Consider the following 19,782-nt stretch of genomic DNA (forward strand, 5'->3'; position numbering starts at 1 on the left):
CGGACGCCATCATACAACGGCAAAGACAATACGGATATGAGCACCGAGACAGTAAGAAACCAATCCGGTTCCAGTATACCGGAACCTGCGATCGTGACACGCCAACTGGCCTTTCGATGGCCCGGCCAGACAACCGCCACGGCCTTTCCCGATATCCGGCTTGTCCAGGGAGAGCATCTGTTCCTGCATGGCCCCAGCGGCACCGGCAAGAGTACTCTGCTGGGATTACTGGCGGGTATGCTGGCCCCGGAGTCTGGCACCATCGAACTTCTGGGGCAGCCGGTGTCCAGGCTGAAGGCCGGCACTCGCGACCGGTTCCGGGCAAATCACATGGGCGTGATCTTCCAGCAGTTCAACCTGGTGCCTTACCTGAGCGCGCTGGCCAACGTGACCCTGCCCTGCCGCCTGTCTGCGGTGCGCCGCACCCGCACCAGCCCAGACCCCGAGACATCGGCAGCGGACCTGCTCAGGCAGTTGGCGATCCCGGACGACCACTGGCACAAAGGCGTGACCGAACTCTCCGTTGGCCAGCAACAGCGGGTGGCGGCTGCCCGGGCACTGATTGGCGCGCCGGAAATCATCCTGGCTGATGAGCCAACCTCGGCACTGGATGCAGACAACCGGGACCGTTTTCTGGACCTGCTACTGGCGTTGGCTGAACAGCGGCGCAGCTCGGTTATCTTTGTCAGCCATGACCGCGCGCTGGCCAGCCACTTCCATCACCAAGTGGCTTTGGGAGCGACCCCATGAGCAAAGTAAAACTTGCCCTCTCCCTCGCTACCGCCAGCCTCTGGTATCGCCGCCGAGTGCTTGCTCTGGTCTGCCTGACACTGACTCTGAGCGTATCTCTGCTGCTGGGCATCCAGTACCTGCGCACCGAAATCCGCCAGTCTTTCACCAGCACCATCAGCGGAACCGACCTGATTGTCGGTGCCCGCAGCGGACAGCTCAACCTGCTGCTGTACACGGTGTTTCATATTGGTGATGCCACCAACAACATCCGCTGGTCCAGCTTCCAGAAGCTAGAGCAGGATCGCCGAATTGATTGGGCCATCCCCATTTCACTGGGGGACAGCTATCGTGGCTATCGGGTGGTCGCCACCAACGACCAGTTTCTGGCCCGGCTCCAGTTCGGCAACAACCAGTCTCTGGAACTGGCCCAAGGCGAGTGGTTTGACGACCTGTTCGACGTGGTCCTCGGCGCCGGTGTTGCCAGGCAACTCGACCATCACCTCAACGATGAGATCGTGTTGTCTCACGGGGGCGGTCGTACCAGCTTCTCCAATCACACCGACCTGCCCTTCAGGATATCCGGCGTACTTGCCCCAACCGGCACACCAGTGGACCAGGCGGTTTTTATTAGCCTGGAGGCCATGGAAGCGATTCATGTAGGCTGGGAATCCGGTGTTGCCATCCCTGGCCGGGGGCTGTCCGCGGACCGAGCCAGGGCCCGGGACTTTACACCAGACTCCATCACGGCGGCCTTTGTCGGCCTGAGTCAGCCCATCCTCACGTTTCAGGTACAACGGGAACTGAACCAGTCCCGGGACGAGCCGTTATCCGCCATTCTCCCCGGTGTCGCGCTGAGCGAGCTCTGGCGCATGATGGGGCAATTTGAAAAAGCGCTGCTCGGCATCAGCGCCTTCGTGGTTGTTACCAGCCTGGTCGGCCTGGTGGCCGTCCTGTTGACCCTGCAGGCCCAGCGCCAACGCGAAGTGGCGGTTTTAAGGGCCACAGGCGCATCCCCGGCGCTGATCGCATCACTTTACAGTTTTGAGTGCGTAGTATTGGCCCTCACCGCCTGCCTGCTCGCCCTGATTGTCGGGGCTGGCGCAATTGCCGGTCTGAGCCCCTGGCTGCTGGAGCAGTTCGGCATTCAGATCAGCCTGCGCCCGCTGAAACAGGACGAGTGGCTATTGCTGGCAGCCGTTCCTGTGTCGGCCATGCTGGTATCACTGGTGCCGGCCACCAGCACCTGGCGAAAGAGCCGGAAACAGGGCTTTGGTGCCGCCAATACAGAATGAACTTGCGCCGAAGGTGATGGCCATCACGGGAATCCGCGCCATGACAATGCGTTAAATTGACCGGTCTGGCGTCGGCACTTATAGTTACTCACACTTACATCACCGTTGTTGGGCACGTCATGGAACAGTCCGAAGTACAGGCATTAGCGGACAAGCTGGACAAGCTGATTGAACGCTGCGAAAAGCTGGAGAAGGATAACGCCGTGTTGCGCGAGCTGCAGGACGACTGGAATCGGGAACGAGCCCAGCTAATGCACAAGAACGATCTTGCCAAAAACAAGATTGAAGCCATGATAGGCCGCCTGAGGGCGCTGGAGCACCACTGATGTCAAAGTCATCAACCACCGTTGAAGTCAGAATACTCGACAAGGAATACCTGGTGGCTTGCCCGCAGGAAGAGCAAGAGGCGTTGCTTCGTGCGGCCCGGCATCTGGACAACAAAATGCGGGAAATCCGCTCCAGTGGCAAAGTGTTCGGAACCGAGCGCATTGCCGTGATGGCCGCGCTGAACATTACCCACGAACTGCTGGAGCGCGACACCATGTCTCACGCAACCAGCAATTTGCTCAGAGCCATGGACAACCGGCTGGATGAAGCCCTCGGAGAATCGTCCGGAGATTGATTTCAGAAAGATTCCGGGAAATGGGGTTGCAATCGGCCCCGACCCTGCCCGTATAATGGGATCAACTTCCTGGGCTGTTCGCTGGTCGGGTACGTCCTCGAGCCGATGCGCACTACCCAGGTGGCCACTTCAGGGCATTGTGAGCACGTCCCCCAAGGGGGAAAGCCTAATATGTCACAGCGGCCACCGACCTTGAACTTTGGGTTCAAGGGCTACATCCGATAACGGCAGCCCGGGAAGCTTTATTTTGAGTCATTTCCACTCCCCCCAACCGTTTGAATCCCATCCGGACACCCTGTCCAGGACCGAGCTCCGCAGGCACCTCAGGCAAAAACGCCGAGCCTTATCCTTCGAGCAGCAACAGCAAGCCTCGGAACGACTGGCACTGAACCTTCTGAAGCACCCCGACCTTTACCGTGCCAAACATATTGGCATCTATCTGCCCAATGATGGCGAGATCGACCCAAGCCTTTTCATCGATCTGGGCCGGCGCAAGGGCATTCGGTTTTACCTGCCAATTCTGCACCCGGTGTATCCGGGCAAACTGGTGTTCAGCCCGTATTTTGACGGCGTTGAACTGACCGCCAATCGGTTTGGTATTCCGGAGCCGGCGTTTCCGCGCTCAAGGCGCAGACCGGCCTGGGCACTGGATGCGGTACTGTTTCCGCTGGTAGGTTTTGATGAGCAGGGGGGAAGGCTCGGCATGGGCGGTGGGTTCTATGACCGCACGTTCGCCTTCAGCCGGATAAGGCCGGCCATGGCGCCCAAGCTGATAGGGCTGGCCCACGATTTTCAGAAAGTCCGTGAATTACCGATAGAATCCTGGGATGTGCCCCTGCACGGCGTGGTTACGGAGCAGCGCTGTTACCGGTTCAGACCCTGATTGGCAGACTGGATAAACCCGACCGCTGGCGCAGCCGCTCGGTCGGCACGTTTGTCTTCTGAGGCCTGGATGGAAGTGAAGCCGGTAATGACAAGGCCGACAGCAAAGATGAGCACGATGGCGCGGATGATGTCAGGCTTGTTACCCATTACGTATTTCCCGTTTTTTCTTTGAGTTAATTAGTTGGAAAATCAGCTAGCTATTCTCGGGTCCGAGAATTAGACGAAAGACTAACACGTAACTTCAATTTTACAATTTTTGACTCGTTACAGTTATGTAAGGGTTTTTGGTGCTAGCAGGCCGAATCGATCCTGGGTCCCCGAATCAGGGGGTGGATGGGCTTTCCGAAACACGCTCCTTCGGCACATCCATGTGACGCTTGGGCTCCGCCATCCATGGCTCCGCACAGTTTCGTAAAGCCCATCCACCCCCTGATTCTGCTTGGGTGATTTGGCCCGATTTCTAACGTTCGCTTGCGCTTCCGTTTCCCGCGCCCAGGAACAGCCGGTAGGCTTCGTTATCGGTCATGTTTTCGTAACGGAAACCCACCTTCTCCAGCATCTTTTCGAAATCGGGGATTTCCGCTTCGTTGACCTGCGCTCCCAGCAGCACGCGGCTGTAGGCGGCGCCGTGGTTTCGGTAGTGGAACAGGGAGATGTTCCAGCGGGTGCCGAGGGACATCAGGAATTTCAGCAGGGCGCCCGGGCGTTCGGGGAATTCGAACTGGTACACCACTTCGTTATCCACCGATGGCGCATGGCCGCCGACCATGTGGCGGATGTGTTGTTTGGCCAGGTCGCTGTCGGTGAGGTCGATCACAGAGTAGCCGTTTTCGCGGAGTTCCTGTACCAGGTCTTCCCGGCCGTGGCCGCCGGCCTGGATCTGGATACCGACGAAGATGGTGGCGTCGTCAGAGTCCGAATAGCGGTAGTTGAATTCGGTGATGCTGCGCTTGTGCAAGGCGTTGATAAAGGTCTTGAAGGCACCCGGGCGTTCCGGGATGGTGACCGCCAGGATGGCCTCGCGCTTCTCACCGATTTCGGTGCGCTCTGAAATGTAACGCAAACGGTCGAAATTCATGTTGGCGCCACTGAGCGTGGCGATCAGGTTTTCGTTTTCGATCTGCTCACGCTCGATGTATTTCTTGATGCCGGCAACACCTAAAGCCCCAGCGGGCTCGGCGATGGAGCGGGTGTCTTCGAACACATCCTTAATGGCTGCGCAGATTTCGTCGGTGGAAACGGTGATCACTTCGTCCACGTAATCTTTGCAGATTTCCCAAGGGTATTTGCCAATCTGCTTGACCGCCACACCGTCGGCAAAGATGCCCACTTCGTCCAGGACCACCCGCTCACCGGCCGCGAGCGCTGCTTGCAAGCAGTTGGAATCTTCGGGTTCAACACCGATTACCTTGATCTCCGGGCGAAGGTATTTGATGTAGGCGGCCATACCGGCAATCAGGCCACCGCCGCCCACGCAGATAAAGATGGCGTGGATGGGCTGGCTGAACTGCCACATGATTTCCATGGCCACCGTGCCCTGCCCGGCGATGACGTCCGGGTCATCGTAGGGCGGGATGTAGGTATAGCCGTGTTTCTTGATCAGCTCCTGGGCATGGGCCGCGGCTTCATCAAAAGCATCGCCTTTGAGCACTACCCGGGCACCGTGGTCCCTCACCGAGCGCACTTTGATCTCCGGGGTGGTCTGGGGCATCACGATCACTGCCTTGATACCCAACTTCTTGGCCGCCAACGCCACGCCCTGGGCATGGTTGCCAGCGGAGGCACAAATCACCCCTTTGGCTTTCTGCTCTTCAGAGAGCTGGGCAATCCGGTTGTAGGCGCCGCGAATCTTGAAGGAAAACACCGGCTGAAGGTCTTCACGCTTGAGCAGAATATTGTTGCCAAAGCGCTTGGAGAGGCTACGGGCTTCAGTCAGGGGTGTTTCGATGGCGACGTCATAGACCCGCGCATCGAGAATCTTCTTGATGTAGCGTTGCGGCATGATGGTTCCGGTTGCTGGTGATTGGCTTGGAAAAACCTACAGTGTAGAAACTTTGCACGGCAGCCGTCTATAAGCAGAGACACTGGGCGCGTATAATGCGTGAAAAATCATCTTTTTTCTCCCGGAGCTCACCATGACGCAGGACGAACTCAAACAAGCCGTTGCCAAAGCAGCCGTGGACTACATTGCCCCGAAACTGGAACGCAGCAGCATTGTCGGCGTGGGCACTGGCAGCACCGCCAACTTTTTTATCGACTTCCTGGCCCAGTACAAAGATGAATTCGACGGCGCCGTGGCAAGCTCCGAAGCCACCGCAGAACGCCTGAAAAAGCACGGTATTGAAGTCTATGACCTGAACAGCGTCAGTGAGATGGAGTTTTATGTCGACGGTGCCGACGAAACCAACGCCAACCTGGAGCTGATCAAAGGCGGCGGCGCCGCGCTGACCCGGGAGAAAATCGTAGCGGCTGTCGCCAAAACCTTCATTTGCATCGCTGATGGCTCGAAAATGGTGGACATCCTTGGCGACTTCCCGCTGCCGGTGGAAGTCATCCCCATGGCACGCAGCCATGTCGGCCGGGAAATCGTGAAGCTCGGCGGTGATCCCGTGTACCGTGACGGTGTTACCACCGACAACGGCAACATCATCATCGACGTCCACAACCTGGATATCTCCCGCCCGATCCAGATGGAAGAAAAACTGAACAACATCGTGGGCGTGGTCACCAACGGTCTGTTCGCCCGCCGCCCGGCCGACCTGTTGCTGCTGGGCACCAGCGAGGGCGTGAAGAGCATCCGCCGTAACGGCGCCTGACAGGTTACGGACTGCCTCCAGAAAGCTGGCCAACCGGGCCAGCTTTTTTTGTACCCGGCGAAATGCAAACCAAGCGCTTGCTTGGTGACGGAGATTGCGCGACACTCGTCCCATCGAAAAAACAAGTACACCGGGAGCGAATCCGTGTCTGACTACTTCAACGAAACCCACGAGCAGGTGCGCCAGACCGCGCGCAAATTCATCGAAACCCACGTACGCCCTTACATAGACGACTGGGAAGAAGCCGGCGAATTCCCCCGGGAAATCTACCAGCTCGCAGGCGACGCAGGGCTTCTGGGCATTGGCTTCCCTGAGGCTCTGGGCGGCATCGCTGAGGGCGACATTTTTATGAAAGTGGCGGTTTCCGAAGAACTGATGCGTTCCACCTCCGGTGGCTTTGTGGCCAGCATCGGCTCCCTGGACATCGGCCTGCCGCCGGTGGCCAAGTGGGCTAAAAAAGAGATTCGGGAGCAGATCGTGCCTCCCGTTCTGCGCGGTGAAAAAATTGCCGCCCTGGCCGTCACCGAACCCGGTGGCGGCTCCGACGTGGCGAACCTGAAGACCCGGGCGGTAAAAGATGGTGATCACTACATCGTCAACGGCAGCAAAACGTTCATCACCAGCGGCACCCGCGCCGATCACTACACGGTGGCTGTGCGCACCGGGGGCGAAGGCCACGCCGGCATCAGCCTGCTGCTGATCGATCACGACATGCCTGGCTTCTCCACCGGCAAGAAACTCAAAAAAATGGGCTGGTGGGCGAGCGACACTGCCGAGCTGTTCTTTGAAGACTGCCGGGTGCCTGCAGACCGCCTGATCGGCGCCGAAAACGCCGGCTTTATCGCCATCATGAGTAACTTCCTGGCCGAACGCCTGAGTCTGTCCATCATGGCCTACATGACCGCTCAACTGGCCTACGAGGCTGCCCTGGACTACACCAAACAACGCCAGGCCTTCGGCCGCAACATCGCCGGCTTCCAGGTCATCCGCCATAAGCTGGTGGACATGGCGACGCAGATCGACATCGCCCGGGAATACACCTACCGCTGCGCTGCGTTGATGCAAGCCGGCAAGAACCCGATCAAACAGGTGGCAATGGCGAAGAATTTCTCTGTGGACGTGTGCGAAAAGGTTACCCGCGAAGCGGTACAGCTGTTCGGTGGCATGGGCTATATGAGGGAATCCGTGGTAGAGCGGCTGTATCGGGATGCCAAGCTTCTGTCTATTGGCGGCGGCACTACGGAAATCATGAAAGAGCTGATTGCCAAACAGATCAGGCTTTAACTAGTGGAGTTAGGGCGTCGGTGAGGAGGGCCTTCCCAAAACGCTTGAGTGCCGGGAGCTCCTGCAAAGGTTCGGACGACCATCAGGCAGCACTTTCCGAAAACGTGGAGCGCCATGGATGGCGCGACCGAGCCCTACAGGGATGTATTCACGGGCGTTTTTCGGAAAGTGCTGCCTGATGGTTGTATACACCACAGTCAACGACCAAGGTTTAGTTTCGAATGGCAAGAGACTTCCGTATAATTGCGCCCACTTTTTAAACGCAGTTAAACGCACCTCAACGTAGCAGGAAGGATCGCACATGCAATTCGACAACATCCCCGCTGGCAAGAACCCGCCAGAAGACATCTACGTAGCCATCGAGATTCCGGCTAACAGCTCCCCGGTCAAGTACGAGCTGGACAAAGACATGGGCGCCCTGCTGGTTGACCGGTTCATGGCCACCCCCATGTTCTACCCGGCCAACTACGGCTTCATCCCCCACACCCTGGCTGATGACGGCGATCCCATCGATGTGCTGGTTGTTACCCCGTACCCCATTCAGGCTGGCTGCGTGATTCGCTGTCGCCCGGTAGGCGTGCTGAACATGGAAGACGAAGCCGGTGGTGATGCCAAGCTGGTTGCGGTGCCGCACGACAAGCTGACCACCACCTACCACGATGTTAAAGAGATCGACGACCTGCCGGAGCTGCTGCGCAACCAGATCCGTCACTTCTTCGAAAACTACAAGACGCTGGAGCCCGGCAAGTGGGTGAAGGTACAGGGCTGGGGCAACGCCTCCGAAGCCAAAAAAGCCATTGAAGACGCGGTTAACGCCTACAAAGGCTGATCGCACTTCAGGCACAAAAAAGCCGGGCAGTCATCACAACTGCCCGGCTTTTTTGTGCGCGAGATCTGGTCTCTTAACCCCTGGACAGCAGATCCCGCATATCACTGATGGCCGCGTTCGCCCGCGACAGATAGGCCGCCATGGTGAGTGAGTGATTCGCCAGCACCCCGAAGCCGCTGCCGTTCAGAATCACCGGGCTCCACATGGGCTGTTGCGTGCCCTCAAGCTCAATAATGATCTGCTTCACGCTGGCCATGGCATTTTTGTCCTGCAATACCTTGCGGAAATCCACCTCAATGGCCTTGAAGATGTGCAGCAATGCCCAGGCGCTGCCCCGGGCCTCATAGAACACGTCATCAATTTTGGTCCAGGGCGTTTTCACGTCATCACCACCGGTGTCTTCCGCCAGCGGATCATCCGGGTTGAGGTTCGCCAGGGCTTCCGAAACCGAGGCTTTCCCGACACTCTCGCTGAGCGTTCGTGACAGGCTGCCCAACCGGGTTTCAAGGTCTGCCAGCCAGTTATTGAGGTTGTCAGCACGGGCAAAAAACTGAGCGTTGGGCTGCTCCGGATGAGACAGCCGGTCCAGGTATCGTTTCAGCGCATTAATGCCCCGACGGTACTCCCGCTCCGTGGAAGGAATGGCCCAGCTACCGCTGTCAAAATGAAACTGCGGCTCGGCGATGATCAGGTCCGCGTCTTCAGCAGACTGGCTCTGAGAACGGCTGATGTCCTTACGCATGGCTCTGGACAGATCCCGCAACTGCACCAGCACACCAAACTCCCAGTTGGGCATGTTGTCCATCCACAACCCGGGCGGGAAGATATCGTTGGAAATGTAGCCACCGGGTTTGTCCAGCAAGGTTTCGGCAATCTTGATCATCGTGGCCGTGGTGGCAAAACCGGTCACCGGCTCCCGGCCCATGTCACTGGCGAGAGCACGGGTGTGCTCTCGCACAGAAAAGGTATCTGGCTCACTGCTCCAGTACATACCGAGAATGGTGGTTACTAGCAGATATACCAACAGGATTGCCAGAACAAACTTGCCAATGACACCGTTGCCTCCGGTGTAATCCTGAATGTCGTCTTTCTTGTCCCTGAAGTACTGTGTGATTTTGCCCGGCATAAGGCTGCAAGTCTCCCGTCAGTTGTCAATCAGCGGCAAATGGCCTGCCAAGATGGTATCCCATGGCTCCATCAATACCCAGTTTACAGAGTACCGAGTATTCTGCTGCCGTTTCCACTCCTGTCGCAAAAACCTTCACGCCCCGGCTGCGCGCAATGGCCAGCACGGACTCCAGCCAGAAACGATTTTCATCATGGCTGTCCAGGTTATGGATGAAGCTGTTATCGATACGCATGGCCCGGAACGGCAGATTCTTCAGGTAGCTGAACGGCACGCCCCCCACCCCGAAACGATCCACCAGAACCGGCACCCCGAGCCGGACGAGCTCTCGAACCAGTGTGCTGACATCCTTGCGGTGATGGTGAATGGTCTGCTCGGCCACACCAACCCAAAGACGACTAACCAGAGGCCCTGCCTGCCCAAGACTCGCCAGCAAATCACTCCGGAACTCCGGGTCAGCAACAGACGCACTCCCCAGGGATACCGCCAGGCGCTCCCCTGGATGGCTCGCCAGGCGCTCCAGAACCCGCTCGATCAGCAGCCGGTCAATGTCCTTGATTAGCCCAAGGCGCTCGGCCACAGGTACAAACAAACCTGCCTTGAGAACCCCTTCAGGACTGTTGATACGGGAAAACACCTGATAGTGAACCACCGACTGTTCAACGCCCTGCACCATGGGCTGTAACCACAGCGACAAACTGCGGTCACGTATCGCCTGGCTGATGATAGCCCGCCAGGTTTCCATGTTGTGGTGATTCTCCGGGCCCGTTTCGGCCACCCAGCAGCAGGATTCATCCCGCTGTTGGGCTGCCACCAGGGCTTCGTCAGCCGCCGCCAGCAGGTCCCGGCTGCCCAGCCCTTCTGCGGTCACCGCAAGGCCAGCGTGCACGATGGTATCCATCGGTGCGGCATGATCCGCATAAAGCCCGTCAAGTTCCGCCACCAGTTCTTCCGCCCACACACGGACATCTGCCGCGGATGCGCCCGGCAGGAAAACCGCGAATTCAGCCCCCGTCCTGCGCCCGGCGAAAGATTCAGCATGCCGCTTCACAAAGCGCCGCAGACAGCCGGCAACCTGCTTCAGGAGCAGGTCACCCTCGCTGCGGCCATAGGCCCTGTTGTAGTCAACGAAAACGCCGAGCTGGATCATAATCAGCACGCCCGGGGCAGCCTTTTCCTCGGATTCAAGCTCAGCCCGCAGTCGCTGATCAAAGGCACTCCGACTGGCCAAGCCGGTCACGGGATCTTCGTTGTTCACCTTGCGCAAATGCTGGATCAGCTTGCCTTGCCCCTCAAACAACTGGCCGAGGTCATCCGCCATCTGATTCATGGCTTCGGTAACCTGGTTCAGTTCCCGGGTTGACTTGATGTCGACCCGTTTCCGAAAATCCCGCTGCCCCAAAGCCTTGGCCTGAGCTTCCAACGCTTTCAGCGGGCTCAGTATTCGCCCCAGCAACAGGTGCAGGACGACCAGACCGGCACCGCCGATGGCCAGCACGCCCACCAACAGTCCCACGGTAATGCGCCAGAGATCGTCGTAAGCCCGGCCCGGATGACTGACCACACGAACCTTGCCCAGACGGCTCCAGCCACGCACGACTTCGGCCTCAGCCATTGGCCGCGGCAGGGAGGCCAAACGGATAAACCAGCCAGGGGCGGCAGTACCCTGAAGCGGCATTCTTCTGCCCGCAATCAGGCTATCACTGTGATCAAGGTATTCCACGGACAAGTACCGGCCACTGTCGAACACGGCATCAAGCAGCGACGCAGCTGCCACCGGATCTGAGCCATCAATGGCGTTCGACAAGGATAAGCCCGTGGCCGTGGCGCCGTCCCGGGCATGGTCACCGAGCTGATCGGCTACGTAGCCCCGAAAATAGCCGAAACTGGTGATGAACGACGCCGTGAGAATGAGCACCAGCAAGCCACCGGTAAACACCAGTAATAGCCCCTGAAGCGTAATCACGCCGTGCTGCTGATCTCTCTTTCCAAGCATCCCCGCCATAGCTGCTGGGGCTCCGGTCCGATAATTGGTTTGATAAGTGTCTGTGACCTGTACCGCGGAGTTGACAAACATTTACATAGCGCAACCTACGCCGACAACATTAAACACTATAGACTCTGCAAAAGGACTAAGGTTAAAAAGTTAGTCCTGCCGGATCGGACCATCAAAAAATGAAAACAGACAGGCCGGAGCACAATGAACGACGAAAGCCAGAAAGAAAAACTCAGGCAGCATTTCGCCCGCCGTGTGACCACCCAGGCCAGGGTGGTTCTGGATACCTGGCAGAAGATTCGCGAAGACAGGGATCAAGCCGCGGTTTACCGCGATGAGCTGGTCTCGGCAACGGACAAGCTGGTCCGCTATGCCAAGCGGTTCGAAATGGAAAGCCATGCGGCCGCTGCGGAGCACATCCTGGGACTGCTTGAGCACTGGCACCAGAGCTCCCCCCTTGTGGATGACCAGGCACGGCAACTGGAAGATGCCACCGAGACTCTGCGCCATTGCACCCAACGCCGTACCGACCAGGAAACCACCGACACGCCCCAGCAGTACCGGCGCACACCGGTCTACATTGCGCTGTCCAACGGTGAAATGGCCGCTCGCCTGATCCGCCAGCTGGAATTTTTCGGGTTCCGGGCCTCCGCGTTCAGCAGTGCCTCTGACCTGATTGAGGCCTGCGCCCTGAGCAAGCCGGAAACCATCCTCATGGATGTCAACTTTGGCGGCGACACCAACAGTGGTATTGCCACTGTAGAGCAGCTACAGGAGCAGCACGACACGCCCATACCGATCATCTTCATGAGCGATGAAGACGGCAGCATTGAAACCCGCCTGCGAGCATCCCGGTGTGGTGGCGAGGAATTTTTCTACCCGGCGGTGGACCCCGGCCAGTTGATCGAAAAGATCGAAACCTACACCCATGGCAATACGGTCGAGCCCTACAAGGTGCTGGTTCTGGATGACTCCCGGGCCCAGGCCAAATACATGGAAACGGTGTTGAAGAAAGCGGGCATGACCGCCCACATCATCACCGATCCGATGCAGATTATTCACGCCCTGGAAGAGTTTTCGCCGGAAATCATCATTCTGGACATGTACATGCCCGGCTGCACCGGCATGGAGATCGCCCGGGTGATCCGTCAGCAGGATCGCTTCCACAGCGTTCCCATCATTTACCTGTCCGCGGAAGAAGACGTCAGCAAGCAGCTGCACGCTATGAGCCTGGGGGGCGACGACTTCCTGACCAAGCCCATCGACCCCAAGCACCTGATTGCCACCCTGCACAACCGTGGCCGCCGGGCCCGGTCATTGCTGGCACTGATGATTCGCGACAGCCTCACCGGCCTGTATAACCACACCCATACCCTGCATCTGCTGGAGCAGGAAATCGTGCGGGCCCGGCAGAAAGACCAACCCCTGTGTTTCGCAATGCTCGACATCGATTACTTCAAAAAGGTTAACGACACCTTTGGCCACCCCATTGGCGACCGGGTACTGCGAAGCCTGTCGATGTTTCTAAAGCAGCGACTGCGAAAAACAGATCACATCGGGCGTTATGGTGGTGAGGAGTTTGCGATCATTCTGCCCAACACACGGCACGGTGACGCCCGCAACGTGTTGAATGAAATCCGCGAGCGCTTCTCCGAGCTGGTACAGCCGGCCGGCGACCGGGAATTCAACGTCACCTTCAGTTGCGGCATCTCCGCCTGGCAGGGTGACAGCGCCCAGTCCCTGTGCGAGCGCGCAGACCGAGCGCTTTACACGTCCAAGGAACACGGGCGTAATTGCGTTTCCCTGGCAGAATCCTGATCACTTCGGGCCGGGCGCCGCGCCCGGCCCCATGAAACCAATGTCGAATACCGGCATGGCTCACCTTCATCGACAATGATTGTCATCAACGAAATGTCATCGCGCTTACAGCGATTGCTGTGTAACCTTTTTAAGACCAATGTACGACAGGCAAGATTGTCAAAAAGTGTTGATCTGAGGCTAACAAGTACGCACCATTGAGGTAACGTGCCGTTATCTTCGGCGATCCTGTAAAACACCAAGGCAGACAGAACCATGTCGACCATACTTGTGCTCCATGGCCCCAACCTGAACATGCTCGGCACCCGGGAGCCCGAGGTTTATGGTTATGAAACACTGGCCGATATTGACGACCGCTTGCACGAGAAAGCGGCCGAGCAAGGCCACCACCTGCTGCATTTGCAATCCAATGCAGAGTACGAATTGATTGAACGAGTACATGAGGCCCGGGGTGAGGGCGTGGATTTTATCATTATCAATCCTGCCGCCTTTACCCATACCAGTGTCGCCCTGCGGGACGCCATGCTGGCCTCCGGCATACCCTTTATAGAAGTGCATTTATCAAATGTGCATGCGCGGGAACCTTTCCGCCATCACTCCTATTTTTCAGATATCGCCGAAGGGGTTATCTGCGGGCTGGGCAGCCAGGGCTACGACCTTGCCCTGCAGGCTGCACTGCAACGAATTCACCGATAGACCAGAGACAACGGGACTGGAACAGTTATGGATATTCGTAAAATCAAGAAACTGATTGAACTGCTCGAGGAGTCAGACGTCGAGGAGCTGGAGATTCACGAGGGTGACGATTCAGTTCGTATATCGCGCCGTCGGGAACAGGCCTCCGGTGGCCATTACGTGAGCCACTACTCAGCACCCGCGCCCCAGGCTCCGGCACCGACCCCAGCACCCGAGGCAGCGCCGGCTGAACAAACCTCTGCACCAGCCGCCATCAATGGCCATACAGTGAAATCTCCGATGGTGGGCACCTTCTACCGCTCACCGTCCCCGAGCGCTGCAGCGTTTGTCGAAGTTGGCCAGAAGGTAAACGTTGGTGATGTCATCTGCATTGTGGAAGCCATGAAGATGATGAACCAGATCGAAGCCGACAAGGCCGGTACCGTTACCGAAATTCTGGTCGAAAATGGCCAGCCGGTTGAGTTTGACCAGCCCCTGGTCGTCATTTCCTGAATTCGGTGATTGTTAACCATGGCCATGTTAGAAAAAGTTCTGATCGCAAACCGCGGTGAAATCGCCCTGCGAATCCTCCGCGCCTGCAAAGAGCTGGGCATCAAGACGGTAGCCGTGCACTCACAGGTCGATCGCGACCTTATGCACGTTCGTCTCGCCGACGAAACCGTCTGCATCGGTCCCAACAGCGCGACGGAAAGCTACCTGAACATCCCGACCATCATCAGCGCTGCAGAAGTAACGGACTCCGTAGGCATTCACCCGGGTTACGGCTTCCTGGCTGAAAACGCCGACTTTGCTGAGCAGGTCGAGAAAAGCGGCTTTCGCTTTATCGGACCAAGAGCGGAAACCATCCGCCTGATGGGCAACAAGGTATCCGCCATTGAAGCCATGAAGAAGGCCGGCGTACCCACCGTGCCCGGCTCTGACGGTCCGCTGACGGACGACGACGAGCGCACCCTCCAGGTGGCTCGCCAGATCGGCTACCCGGTAATGATCAAGGCCGCTTCCGGTGGTGGTGGTCGTGGCATGCAGGTGGTGCATTCCGAGGCTGCATTGCTGAAGGCAGTACAAATCACCCAGAGCGAAGCCAAGAACGCTTTTGGCGACCCAACGGTCTATCTGGAAAAGTTCCTGGAAACACCGCGCCACGTGGAGATTCAGGTGCTCGCGGACATGCACGGCAACGTGATTCACCTGGGCGACCGGGACTGCTCCATGCAGCGCCGGAACCAGAAAGTCATCGAGGAAGCCCCGGCCCCGAATGTTGACCCGGTATCCCGGGAACGCACGCTCAAGGCCTGCGTCGACGCCTGTAAGGAAATCGGCTACGTGGGTGCCGGCACCTTTGAGTTCCTGTACCAGGACGGCGAGTTCTATTTCATCGAGATGAACACCCGGGTACAGGTTGAGCACCCGGTCTCCGAGATGGTGACCGGCGTGGACATTGTTCGTGAACAGCTGCGCATTGCCAGCGGACTGCCGCTGCAATACAGCCAGGACGAAATCCACATCTCCGGCCATGCCATCGAGTGCCGGATCAACGCCGAAGATCCGCAAACCTTCGTGCCAAGCCCCGGCAAGGTCAAGCACTTCCATGCGCCGGGCGGCAATGGCATTCGTGTCGACTCCCACCTGTACAGCGGCTACACCGTACCGCCGTACTACGATTCCCTGGTGGCCAAACTGATCACCTGGGGCGACGACCGGGAGATTGCCCGCCGGCGCATGAAGAATGCGCTGGACGAAATGCTGGTCGAGGGCATCAAGACTAACCAACCCCTGCATCGAAAACTGGTACGCGATGGTGGCTTTAAACAGGTAGACTTCACCATCCACTACCTTGAGAAACTGATGCGGGATTAACCATGCCCTGGATACAACTCCAGATTCCAGCTGATCCGGACACCGCGGATCAGCTGGAAGACCTGTTAATGGAAATGGGCGCAGACGCCGTTTCCATGGAAGATGCAGCCGACCAGCCCCTGTACGAACCCGATCCGGGCACCACACCCCTTTGGAGCCAGACCACGGTTACCGGCCTGTTCCAGTCTGACCGCAACACCGAGCAACTGTTGGCGGATATCCGCGACGCCTGGCATCAGCAAACCCAGCAGTCCCTGCCCGAAATCGACGTTACCCTGGTAGAAGACAAAGACTGGGAACGGGCCTGGATGGACGACTTCCATCCCCTGCGGTTCGGTGAACGCCTGTGGATTGTCCCCAGCTGGCACGAAGCGCCAGATCCGGAGGCCGCCAATCTGCTGCTGGACCCGGGCCTGGCCTTCGGCACCGGCACCCACCCGACCACTGCCCTGTGCCTGGAATGGCTCGACGGCCAGGATGTCGCGGGCAAACAAGTTACGGACTACGGCTGCGGTTCCGGCATCCTGGGCCTGGCCGCACTGCTACTCGGCGCGGACCATGTGATTGGCGTGGATACTGATCCGCAGGCGCTGGAAGCCAGCCGGGACAATGCCCGTCGGAACGGCGTGGAAGACAACCGCCTGGATCTCTACCTGCCCGGCAAGGATCCGAACACCCGAGCCGACATTATGCTGGCCAATATCCTGGCCCAACCGCTCATCGGCCTGGCTCCGAGACTGGCGGAACTGACCAGGCCCGGCGGGGATCTGGTATTGTCCGGCATCCTGTTCAATCAGGCCCGGGAGGTGATGGACGCCTACGAGCCCTGGTTCACCATGGACGAGCCGGAACAGAAAGAAGACTGGATACGCCTCACAGGACGACGCAAGGACGGATGACGAGCCCGGGCTTTACGACTAAACTGCCTCCTTTGTAGTGACCGATGTAGTGATAGATCAATGATCGAGAATCGATCTATCCGCGATCAAGCTTTCAGGAACGAAGCATGACCCAAAGCAGCCTGCAGACTCAGTGCCCTAATTGCGAAACCCGTTTCCGGGTGACTGACGAACAACTCAGTATCGCCGGGGGAAAAGTCCGTTGTGGCAGCTGCCTGAAAGTTTTCAACGCCATTGAGCACCAGGTCGTCAAATCCACCGGCAGCGCTGCGCCAGCCGCCACAGGTGGCAAAGCAGCAGGGGAAACCCCTCCTCCGCCCGCAGACACCCACGCAGGGCACGATGAAGAAGACTTTATCTTTGCCGACAACCCGGAAGAAGATGCCACAGAAGGCCGTTATGCCGGCAGCAAGCTGACGTTTTCCGATGACGAACTGAGCGACAGTTTCCGCTCGTTTGATGAACCGGAAGAGTCCGGCTACCACGATGACGACCTGACCCCGGAAAAGCAGGACGTTGACGAAAGCTGGGCGGAAGCCATGCTGGCGGACGATCAACCGGCTCGGGCGCCGAAAGCACCGGCCGAACCTGAACCACAAGCGCCAGAACCGGAAAACAAACCTGAGCCGGATCTGCAGCTGACACCCCCGGATTCGCCAGCATCCGAGGCACCTGACGCCGCCGACAGCGAAGAAACACCCGAGCCGCCAGCGCCAGGCAAAAGCAAGTCAGCCAGCCCGGCAACCGCTCCCGAAGAGCTTACGCTTGCGGCAACCGATGACGACCGGCCTGCGGCCCCGAAAGAACCGGCACGCAGGGCTGATCAAACGCCCGACACCCTGTATCGGGACCTGCGCCGCGACCCGGTATCGGTTGGCCAGGGCCGCACTCGCCTGAGAACCGCCCTGTGGACGCTCGTCGTTGTGGCCTTGCTGGGCGCGCTGGTTGCCCAGGTAACCTGGTTCCAGTTTGATCGGCTGTCTGCCATTCCCCAGCTCCGACCATTCTACGAGAAAGGCTGTGAACTGGCGGGCTGCCAGCTGAAACCGCTGATCAACGTAGAAGCCATCCAAAGCAGGAAACTGGTCGTCCGGACCGACCCGGACAACCGCACCCAGCTGATCGTCGACGCTGTCATCATTAACCGGGCCACCTTCGAACAGCCGTTCCCGGCCATCGCCCTGACCTTTTCCAACCTCAACGGCGATGTGGTTGCGCAAAGCACCTTTACACCGGCGGAATATCTTGCCGGTGAAGCGGAATCTCTCGGCGCCATGCCCTCTGAGACACCGGTACGGATTGCGATCAGCATCCGCGATCCGGGCCGCGACGCGGTCAATTACAACCTGAGCTTCCGGCCCTGGACACCCTGATGAGGGGCCGGAGCTACAGTTGACAGCGCAAAAGTCAACCAAAAAGCACGAAAAATAATCAATTTTTTCAGCACTTTTCCCCTTCAATCAGACCCCCTCCGGCGGTATCATTACCGCCCTTCGGAGACTGAAGCGGTCATAATTTAACCAGCCGCTTCTGGCCGAATCTTGCTTAACTCGCTCTGACACGGACTCAGATCATGCTGCCGACGGCAAAAATCGGGCCGTATACCCTGCCCAACCCATTGATAGTTGCACCCATGGCCGGTGTAACCGATCGACCCTTCCGGCAGCTTTGCCGGCGGATGGGAGCGGGCCTGGCAGTATCAGAAATGGTCATAGCAGACAGCAAACTCTGGCATACGCGGAAATCCCAGACTCGCCTGAACCATCAGGGCGAACCGGAACCCCGGTCTGTTCAGATTGCCGGTGGCGATCCGGACATGCTGGCCGATGCGGCGCGGCAGAATGCCGCCTTCGGGGCCCAGATTATTGATATCAACATGGGCTGCCCTGCCAAGAAGGTCTGCAACAAGGCGGCAGGCTCCGCCCTGATGAAAGACGAAAAGCTGGTCAGGGCCATTCTGGAAGCGGTGGCCAGCGCCGTGGACATTCCGGTCACGCTGAAAATGCGCACCGGTTGGGATCAGGACAACCGGAACGCGCCGGTGATTGCAAGAATGGCCGAAGACGCAGGCATCCAGGCCATCGCGGTTCACGGTCGCACCCGTGCAGACAAATACAACGGCGACGCGGAATACGACACCATCGCAGAGGTGAAGGCCAGCGTCGGCATTCCAGTCTTTGCCAACGGCGACATCACCACGCCGGAGAAAGCCCGGCAAGTGCTGACGCACACCGGCGCAGATGGATTGCTGATCGGCCGTGGAGCACAGGGGCGGCCCTGGATCTTCCGGGAGATCCTGCACTACCTGGAAACCGGTGAACACCTGCCAGAACCACCCCTGAATGAGGTGGAGAAGATCCTGTCAGAGCACCTGGCAGAGCTGCACGGCTTTTATGGCGAGAAAATGGGCGTGCGAATCGCCAGAAAACACGTGGGCTGGTACCTGCAGTCCCACGACCAGAGCAAACAGTTCCGCAAACGCTTCAACGCCATCGACGATGCGCTGGAGCAGAAAGACAGCATCGAACAGTATTTTTCAGGCTTACGAAATGGAGAGGTATTCGCAGCATGACCGCTGAGACTTTGGCAAACGACACCCTGAGCACACCGGCAAACGATGATCTGCATCAGTTGCACACGGTAAACAACAGCGGCAACACCGTCACCCTGCGTGACAGCGTGGAAGTGGCCCTGAAGAACTACTTCGCGCAGCTGGATGGCGCGCCGGTTTCCGACGTCTACCAGCTGGTGTTGTCGGAAGTAGAGGCCCCGCTGCTGGAGCAGGTGATGAAATACACCCGCAACAACCAGACCAAGGCTTCGACCATGCTCGGCCTGAATCGCGGCACCCTGCGCAAGAAACTCAAGCAGTACGGTCTGCTATAATCAGACTTGTCCCTGAAGGGCCTCCCGGATGCGTTCGCGAGGCC

General features: G+C 58.4%; 20 protein-coding genes and 1 other RNA gene. 17 read left to right on the forward strand and 4 right to left on the reverse strand.

What is annotated here, in order from left to right:
* Nucleotides 1-36 precede the first annotated feature (36 nt).
* From ASQ50_RS08145 to ASQ50_RS08170, 6 genes are all read left to right on the forward strand, one after another.
* A complete protein-coding gene (locus ASQ50_RS08145; protein ID WP_058092469.1) occupies nt 37-750 on the forward strand; it encodes an ATP-binding cassette domain-containing protein in 714 nt (237 codons plus the stop codon).
* Nucleotides 747-2,024: an ABC transporter permease gene (locus ASQ50_RS08150; RefSeq protein WP_058092468.1), complete on the forward strand. Its 1,278-nt coding sequence runs from the start codon at nt 747-749 to the stop codon at nt 2,022-2,024. Before ASQ50_RS08145 ends, ASQ50_RS08150 begins: the two co-directional genes overlap by 4 nt.
* A gap of 119 nt (nt 2,025-2,143) precedes the next feature.
* Nucleotides 2,144-2,350: a TIGR02449 family protein gene (locus ASQ50_RS08155; protein ID WP_058092576.1), complete on the forward strand. Its 207-nt coding sequence runs from the start codon at nt 2,144-2,146 to the stop codon at nt 2,348-2,350.
* Entirely contained in the window at nt 2,350-2,646 is a 297-nt protein-coding gene (locus ASQ50_RS08160) for a cell division protein ZapA (RefSeq protein WP_058092467.1), read from the forward strand. The genes ASQ50_RS08155 and ASQ50_RS08160 overlap by 1 nt, the downstream gene beginning before the upstream one ends.
* 63 nt (nt 2,647-2,709) lie before the next feature.
* Nucleotides 2,710-2,889, forward strand: a non-coding RNA gene (gene ssrS / locus ASQ50_RS08165) — 6S RNA.
* A 4-nt stretch (nt 2,890-2,893) separates the two neighbouring features.
* On the forward strand, nt 2,894-3,529 hold the full coding sequence (locus ASQ50_RS08170) for a 5-formyltetrahydrofolate cyclo-ligase (RefSeq protein ID WP_058092466.1): 636 nt from the start codon (nt 2,894-2,896) through the stop codon (nt 3,527-3,529).
* On the opposite strand, the gene ASQ50_RS21200 is transcribed toward ASQ50_RS08170, so the two are convergent.
* Both ASQ50_RS21200 and ilvA read right to left on the reverse strand, forming a co-directional pair.
* Entirely contained in the window at nt 3,511-3,678 is a 168-nt protein-coding gene (locus ASQ50_RS21200) for a hypothetical protein (RefSeq protein WP_167392875.1), read from the reverse strand. The two genes, ASQ50_RS08170 and ASQ50_RS21200, sit on opposite strands and share 19 nt — an antisense overlap.
* A gap of 313 nt (nt 3,679-3,991) precedes the next feature.
* Nucleotides 3,992-5,533, reverse strand: a complete 1,542-nt coding sequence (gene ilvA, locus ASQ50_RS08175; protein ID WP_058092465.1) for a threonine ammonia-lyase, biosynthetic — start codon at nt 5,531-5,533, stop codon at nt 3,992-3,994.
* Nucleotides 5,534-5,666: 133 nt separating this feature from the next.
* Between ilvA and rpiA the strand changes: the two genes are divergently transcribed.
* From rpiA to ppa, 3 genes are all read left to right on the forward strand, one after another.
* Entirely contained in the window at nt 5,667-6,347 is a 681-nt protein-coding gene (rpiA, locus tag ASQ50_RS08180) for a ribose-5-phosphate isomerase RpiA (RefSeq protein WP_058092464.1), read from the forward strand.
* Between the two features lie 144 nt (nt 6,348-6,491).
* On the forward strand, nt 6,492-7,631 hold the full coding sequence (locus ASQ50_RS08185; protein WP_058092463.1) for an acyl-CoA dehydrogenase family protein: 1,140 nt from the start codon (nt 6,492-6,494) through the stop codon (nt 7,629-7,631).
* A 301-nt stretch (nt 7,632-7,932) separates the two neighbouring features.
* Complete coding sequence (ppa, locus tag ASQ50_RS08190) at nt 7,933-8,460, forward strand: inorganic diphosphatase (protein ID WP_058092462.1); 528 nt, start codon at nt 7,933-7,935, stop codon at nt 8,458-8,460.
* 73 nt (nt 8,461-8,533) lie between these two features.
* Here the strand turns inward: ppa and ASQ50_RS08195 are convergent, their stop codons facing one another.
* Together ASQ50_RS08195 and ASQ50_RS08200 are read right to left on the reverse strand one after the other, a co-directional pair.
* Nucleotides 8,534-9,586, reverse strand: a complete 1,053-nt coding sequence (locus ASQ50_RS08195) for a DUF2333 family protein (RefSeq protein WP_058092461.1) — start codon at nt 9,584-9,586, stop codon at nt 8,534-8,536.
* A 25-nt stretch (nt 9,587-9,611) separates the two neighbouring features.
* Nucleotides 9,612-11,591 carry an EAL domain-containing protein gene (locus ASQ50_RS08200; RefSeq protein WP_058092460.1) on the reverse strand — a complete coding sequence of 660 codons (1,980 nt, stop codon included), beginning with the start codon at nt 11,589-11,591 and terminating at the stop codon, nt 9,612-9,614.
* Nucleotides 11,592-11,786: 195 nt separating this feature from the next.
* On the opposite strand from ASQ50_RS08200, the gene ASQ50_RS08205 reads away from it, so the two are divergent.
* From ASQ50_RS08205 to fis, 8 genes are all read left to right on the forward strand, one after another.
* Complete coding sequence (locus ASQ50_RS08205; protein WP_058092459.1) at nt 11,787-13,400, forward strand: diguanylate cyclase; 1,614 nt, start codon at nt 11,787-11,789, stop codon at nt 13,398-13,400.
* Nucleotides 13,401-13,655: 255 nt separating this feature from the next.
* Nucleotides 13,656-14,096, forward strand: a complete 441-nt coding sequence (aroQ, locus tag ASQ50_RS08210; RefSeq protein WP_058092458.1) for a type II 3-dehydroquinate dehydratase — start codon at nt 13,656-13,658, stop codon at nt 14,094-14,096.
* A gap of 27 nt (nt 14,097-14,123) precedes the next feature.
* A complete protein-coding gene (gene accB / locus ASQ50_RS08215) occupies nt 14,124-14,588 on the forward strand; it encodes an acetyl-CoA carboxylase biotin carboxyl carrier protein (protein ID WP_058092457.1) in 465 nt (154 codons plus the stop codon).
* An 18-nt stretch (nt 14,589-14,606) separates the two neighbouring features.
* Nucleotides 14,607-15,953, forward strand: coding sequence for an acetyl-CoA carboxylase biotin carboxylase subunit (gene accC, locus ASQ50_RS08220; RefSeq protein WP_058092456.1), 1,347 nt, complete (start codon nt 14,607-14,609; stop codon nt 15,951-15,953).
* A 2-nt stretch (nt 15,954-15,955) separates the two neighbouring features.
* Nucleotides 15,956-16,852 carry a 50S ribosomal protein L11 methyltransferase gene (gene prmA, locus ASQ50_RS08225; RefSeq protein ID WP_058092455.1) on the forward strand — a complete coding sequence of 299 codons (897 nt, stop codon included), beginning with the start codon at nt 15,956-15,958 and terminating at the stop codon, nt 16,850-16,852.
* A gap of 107 nt (nt 16,853-16,959) precedes the next feature.
* A complete protein-coding gene (locus ASQ50_RS08230) occupies nt 16,960-18,225 on the forward strand; it encodes a DUF3426 domain-containing protein (RefSeq protein ID WP_058092454.1) in 1,266 nt (421 codons plus the stop codon).
* Nucleotides 18,226-18,425: 200 nt separating this feature from the next.
* Nucleotides 18,426-19,424 carry a tRNA dihydrouridine synthase DusB gene (gene dusB / locus ASQ50_RS08235; protein ID WP_058092453.1) on the forward strand — a complete coding sequence of 333 codons (999 nt, stop codon included), beginning with the start codon at nt 18,426-18,428 and terminating at the stop codon, nt 19,422-19,424.
* Entirely contained in the window at nt 19,421-19,738 is a 318-nt protein-coding gene (gene fis, locus ASQ50_RS08240) for a DNA-binding transcriptional regulator Fis (protein ID WP_058092452.1), read from the forward strand. Before dusB ends, fis begins: the two co-directional genes overlap by 4 nt.
* Nucleotides 19,739-19,782 lie beyond the last annotated feature (44 nt).

The sequence above is a fragment of the Marinobacter sp. LQ44 genome (assembly GCF_001447155.2).
GTDB lineage: Bacteria > Pseudomonadota > Gammaproteobacteria > Pseudomonadales > Oleiphilaceae > Marinobacter.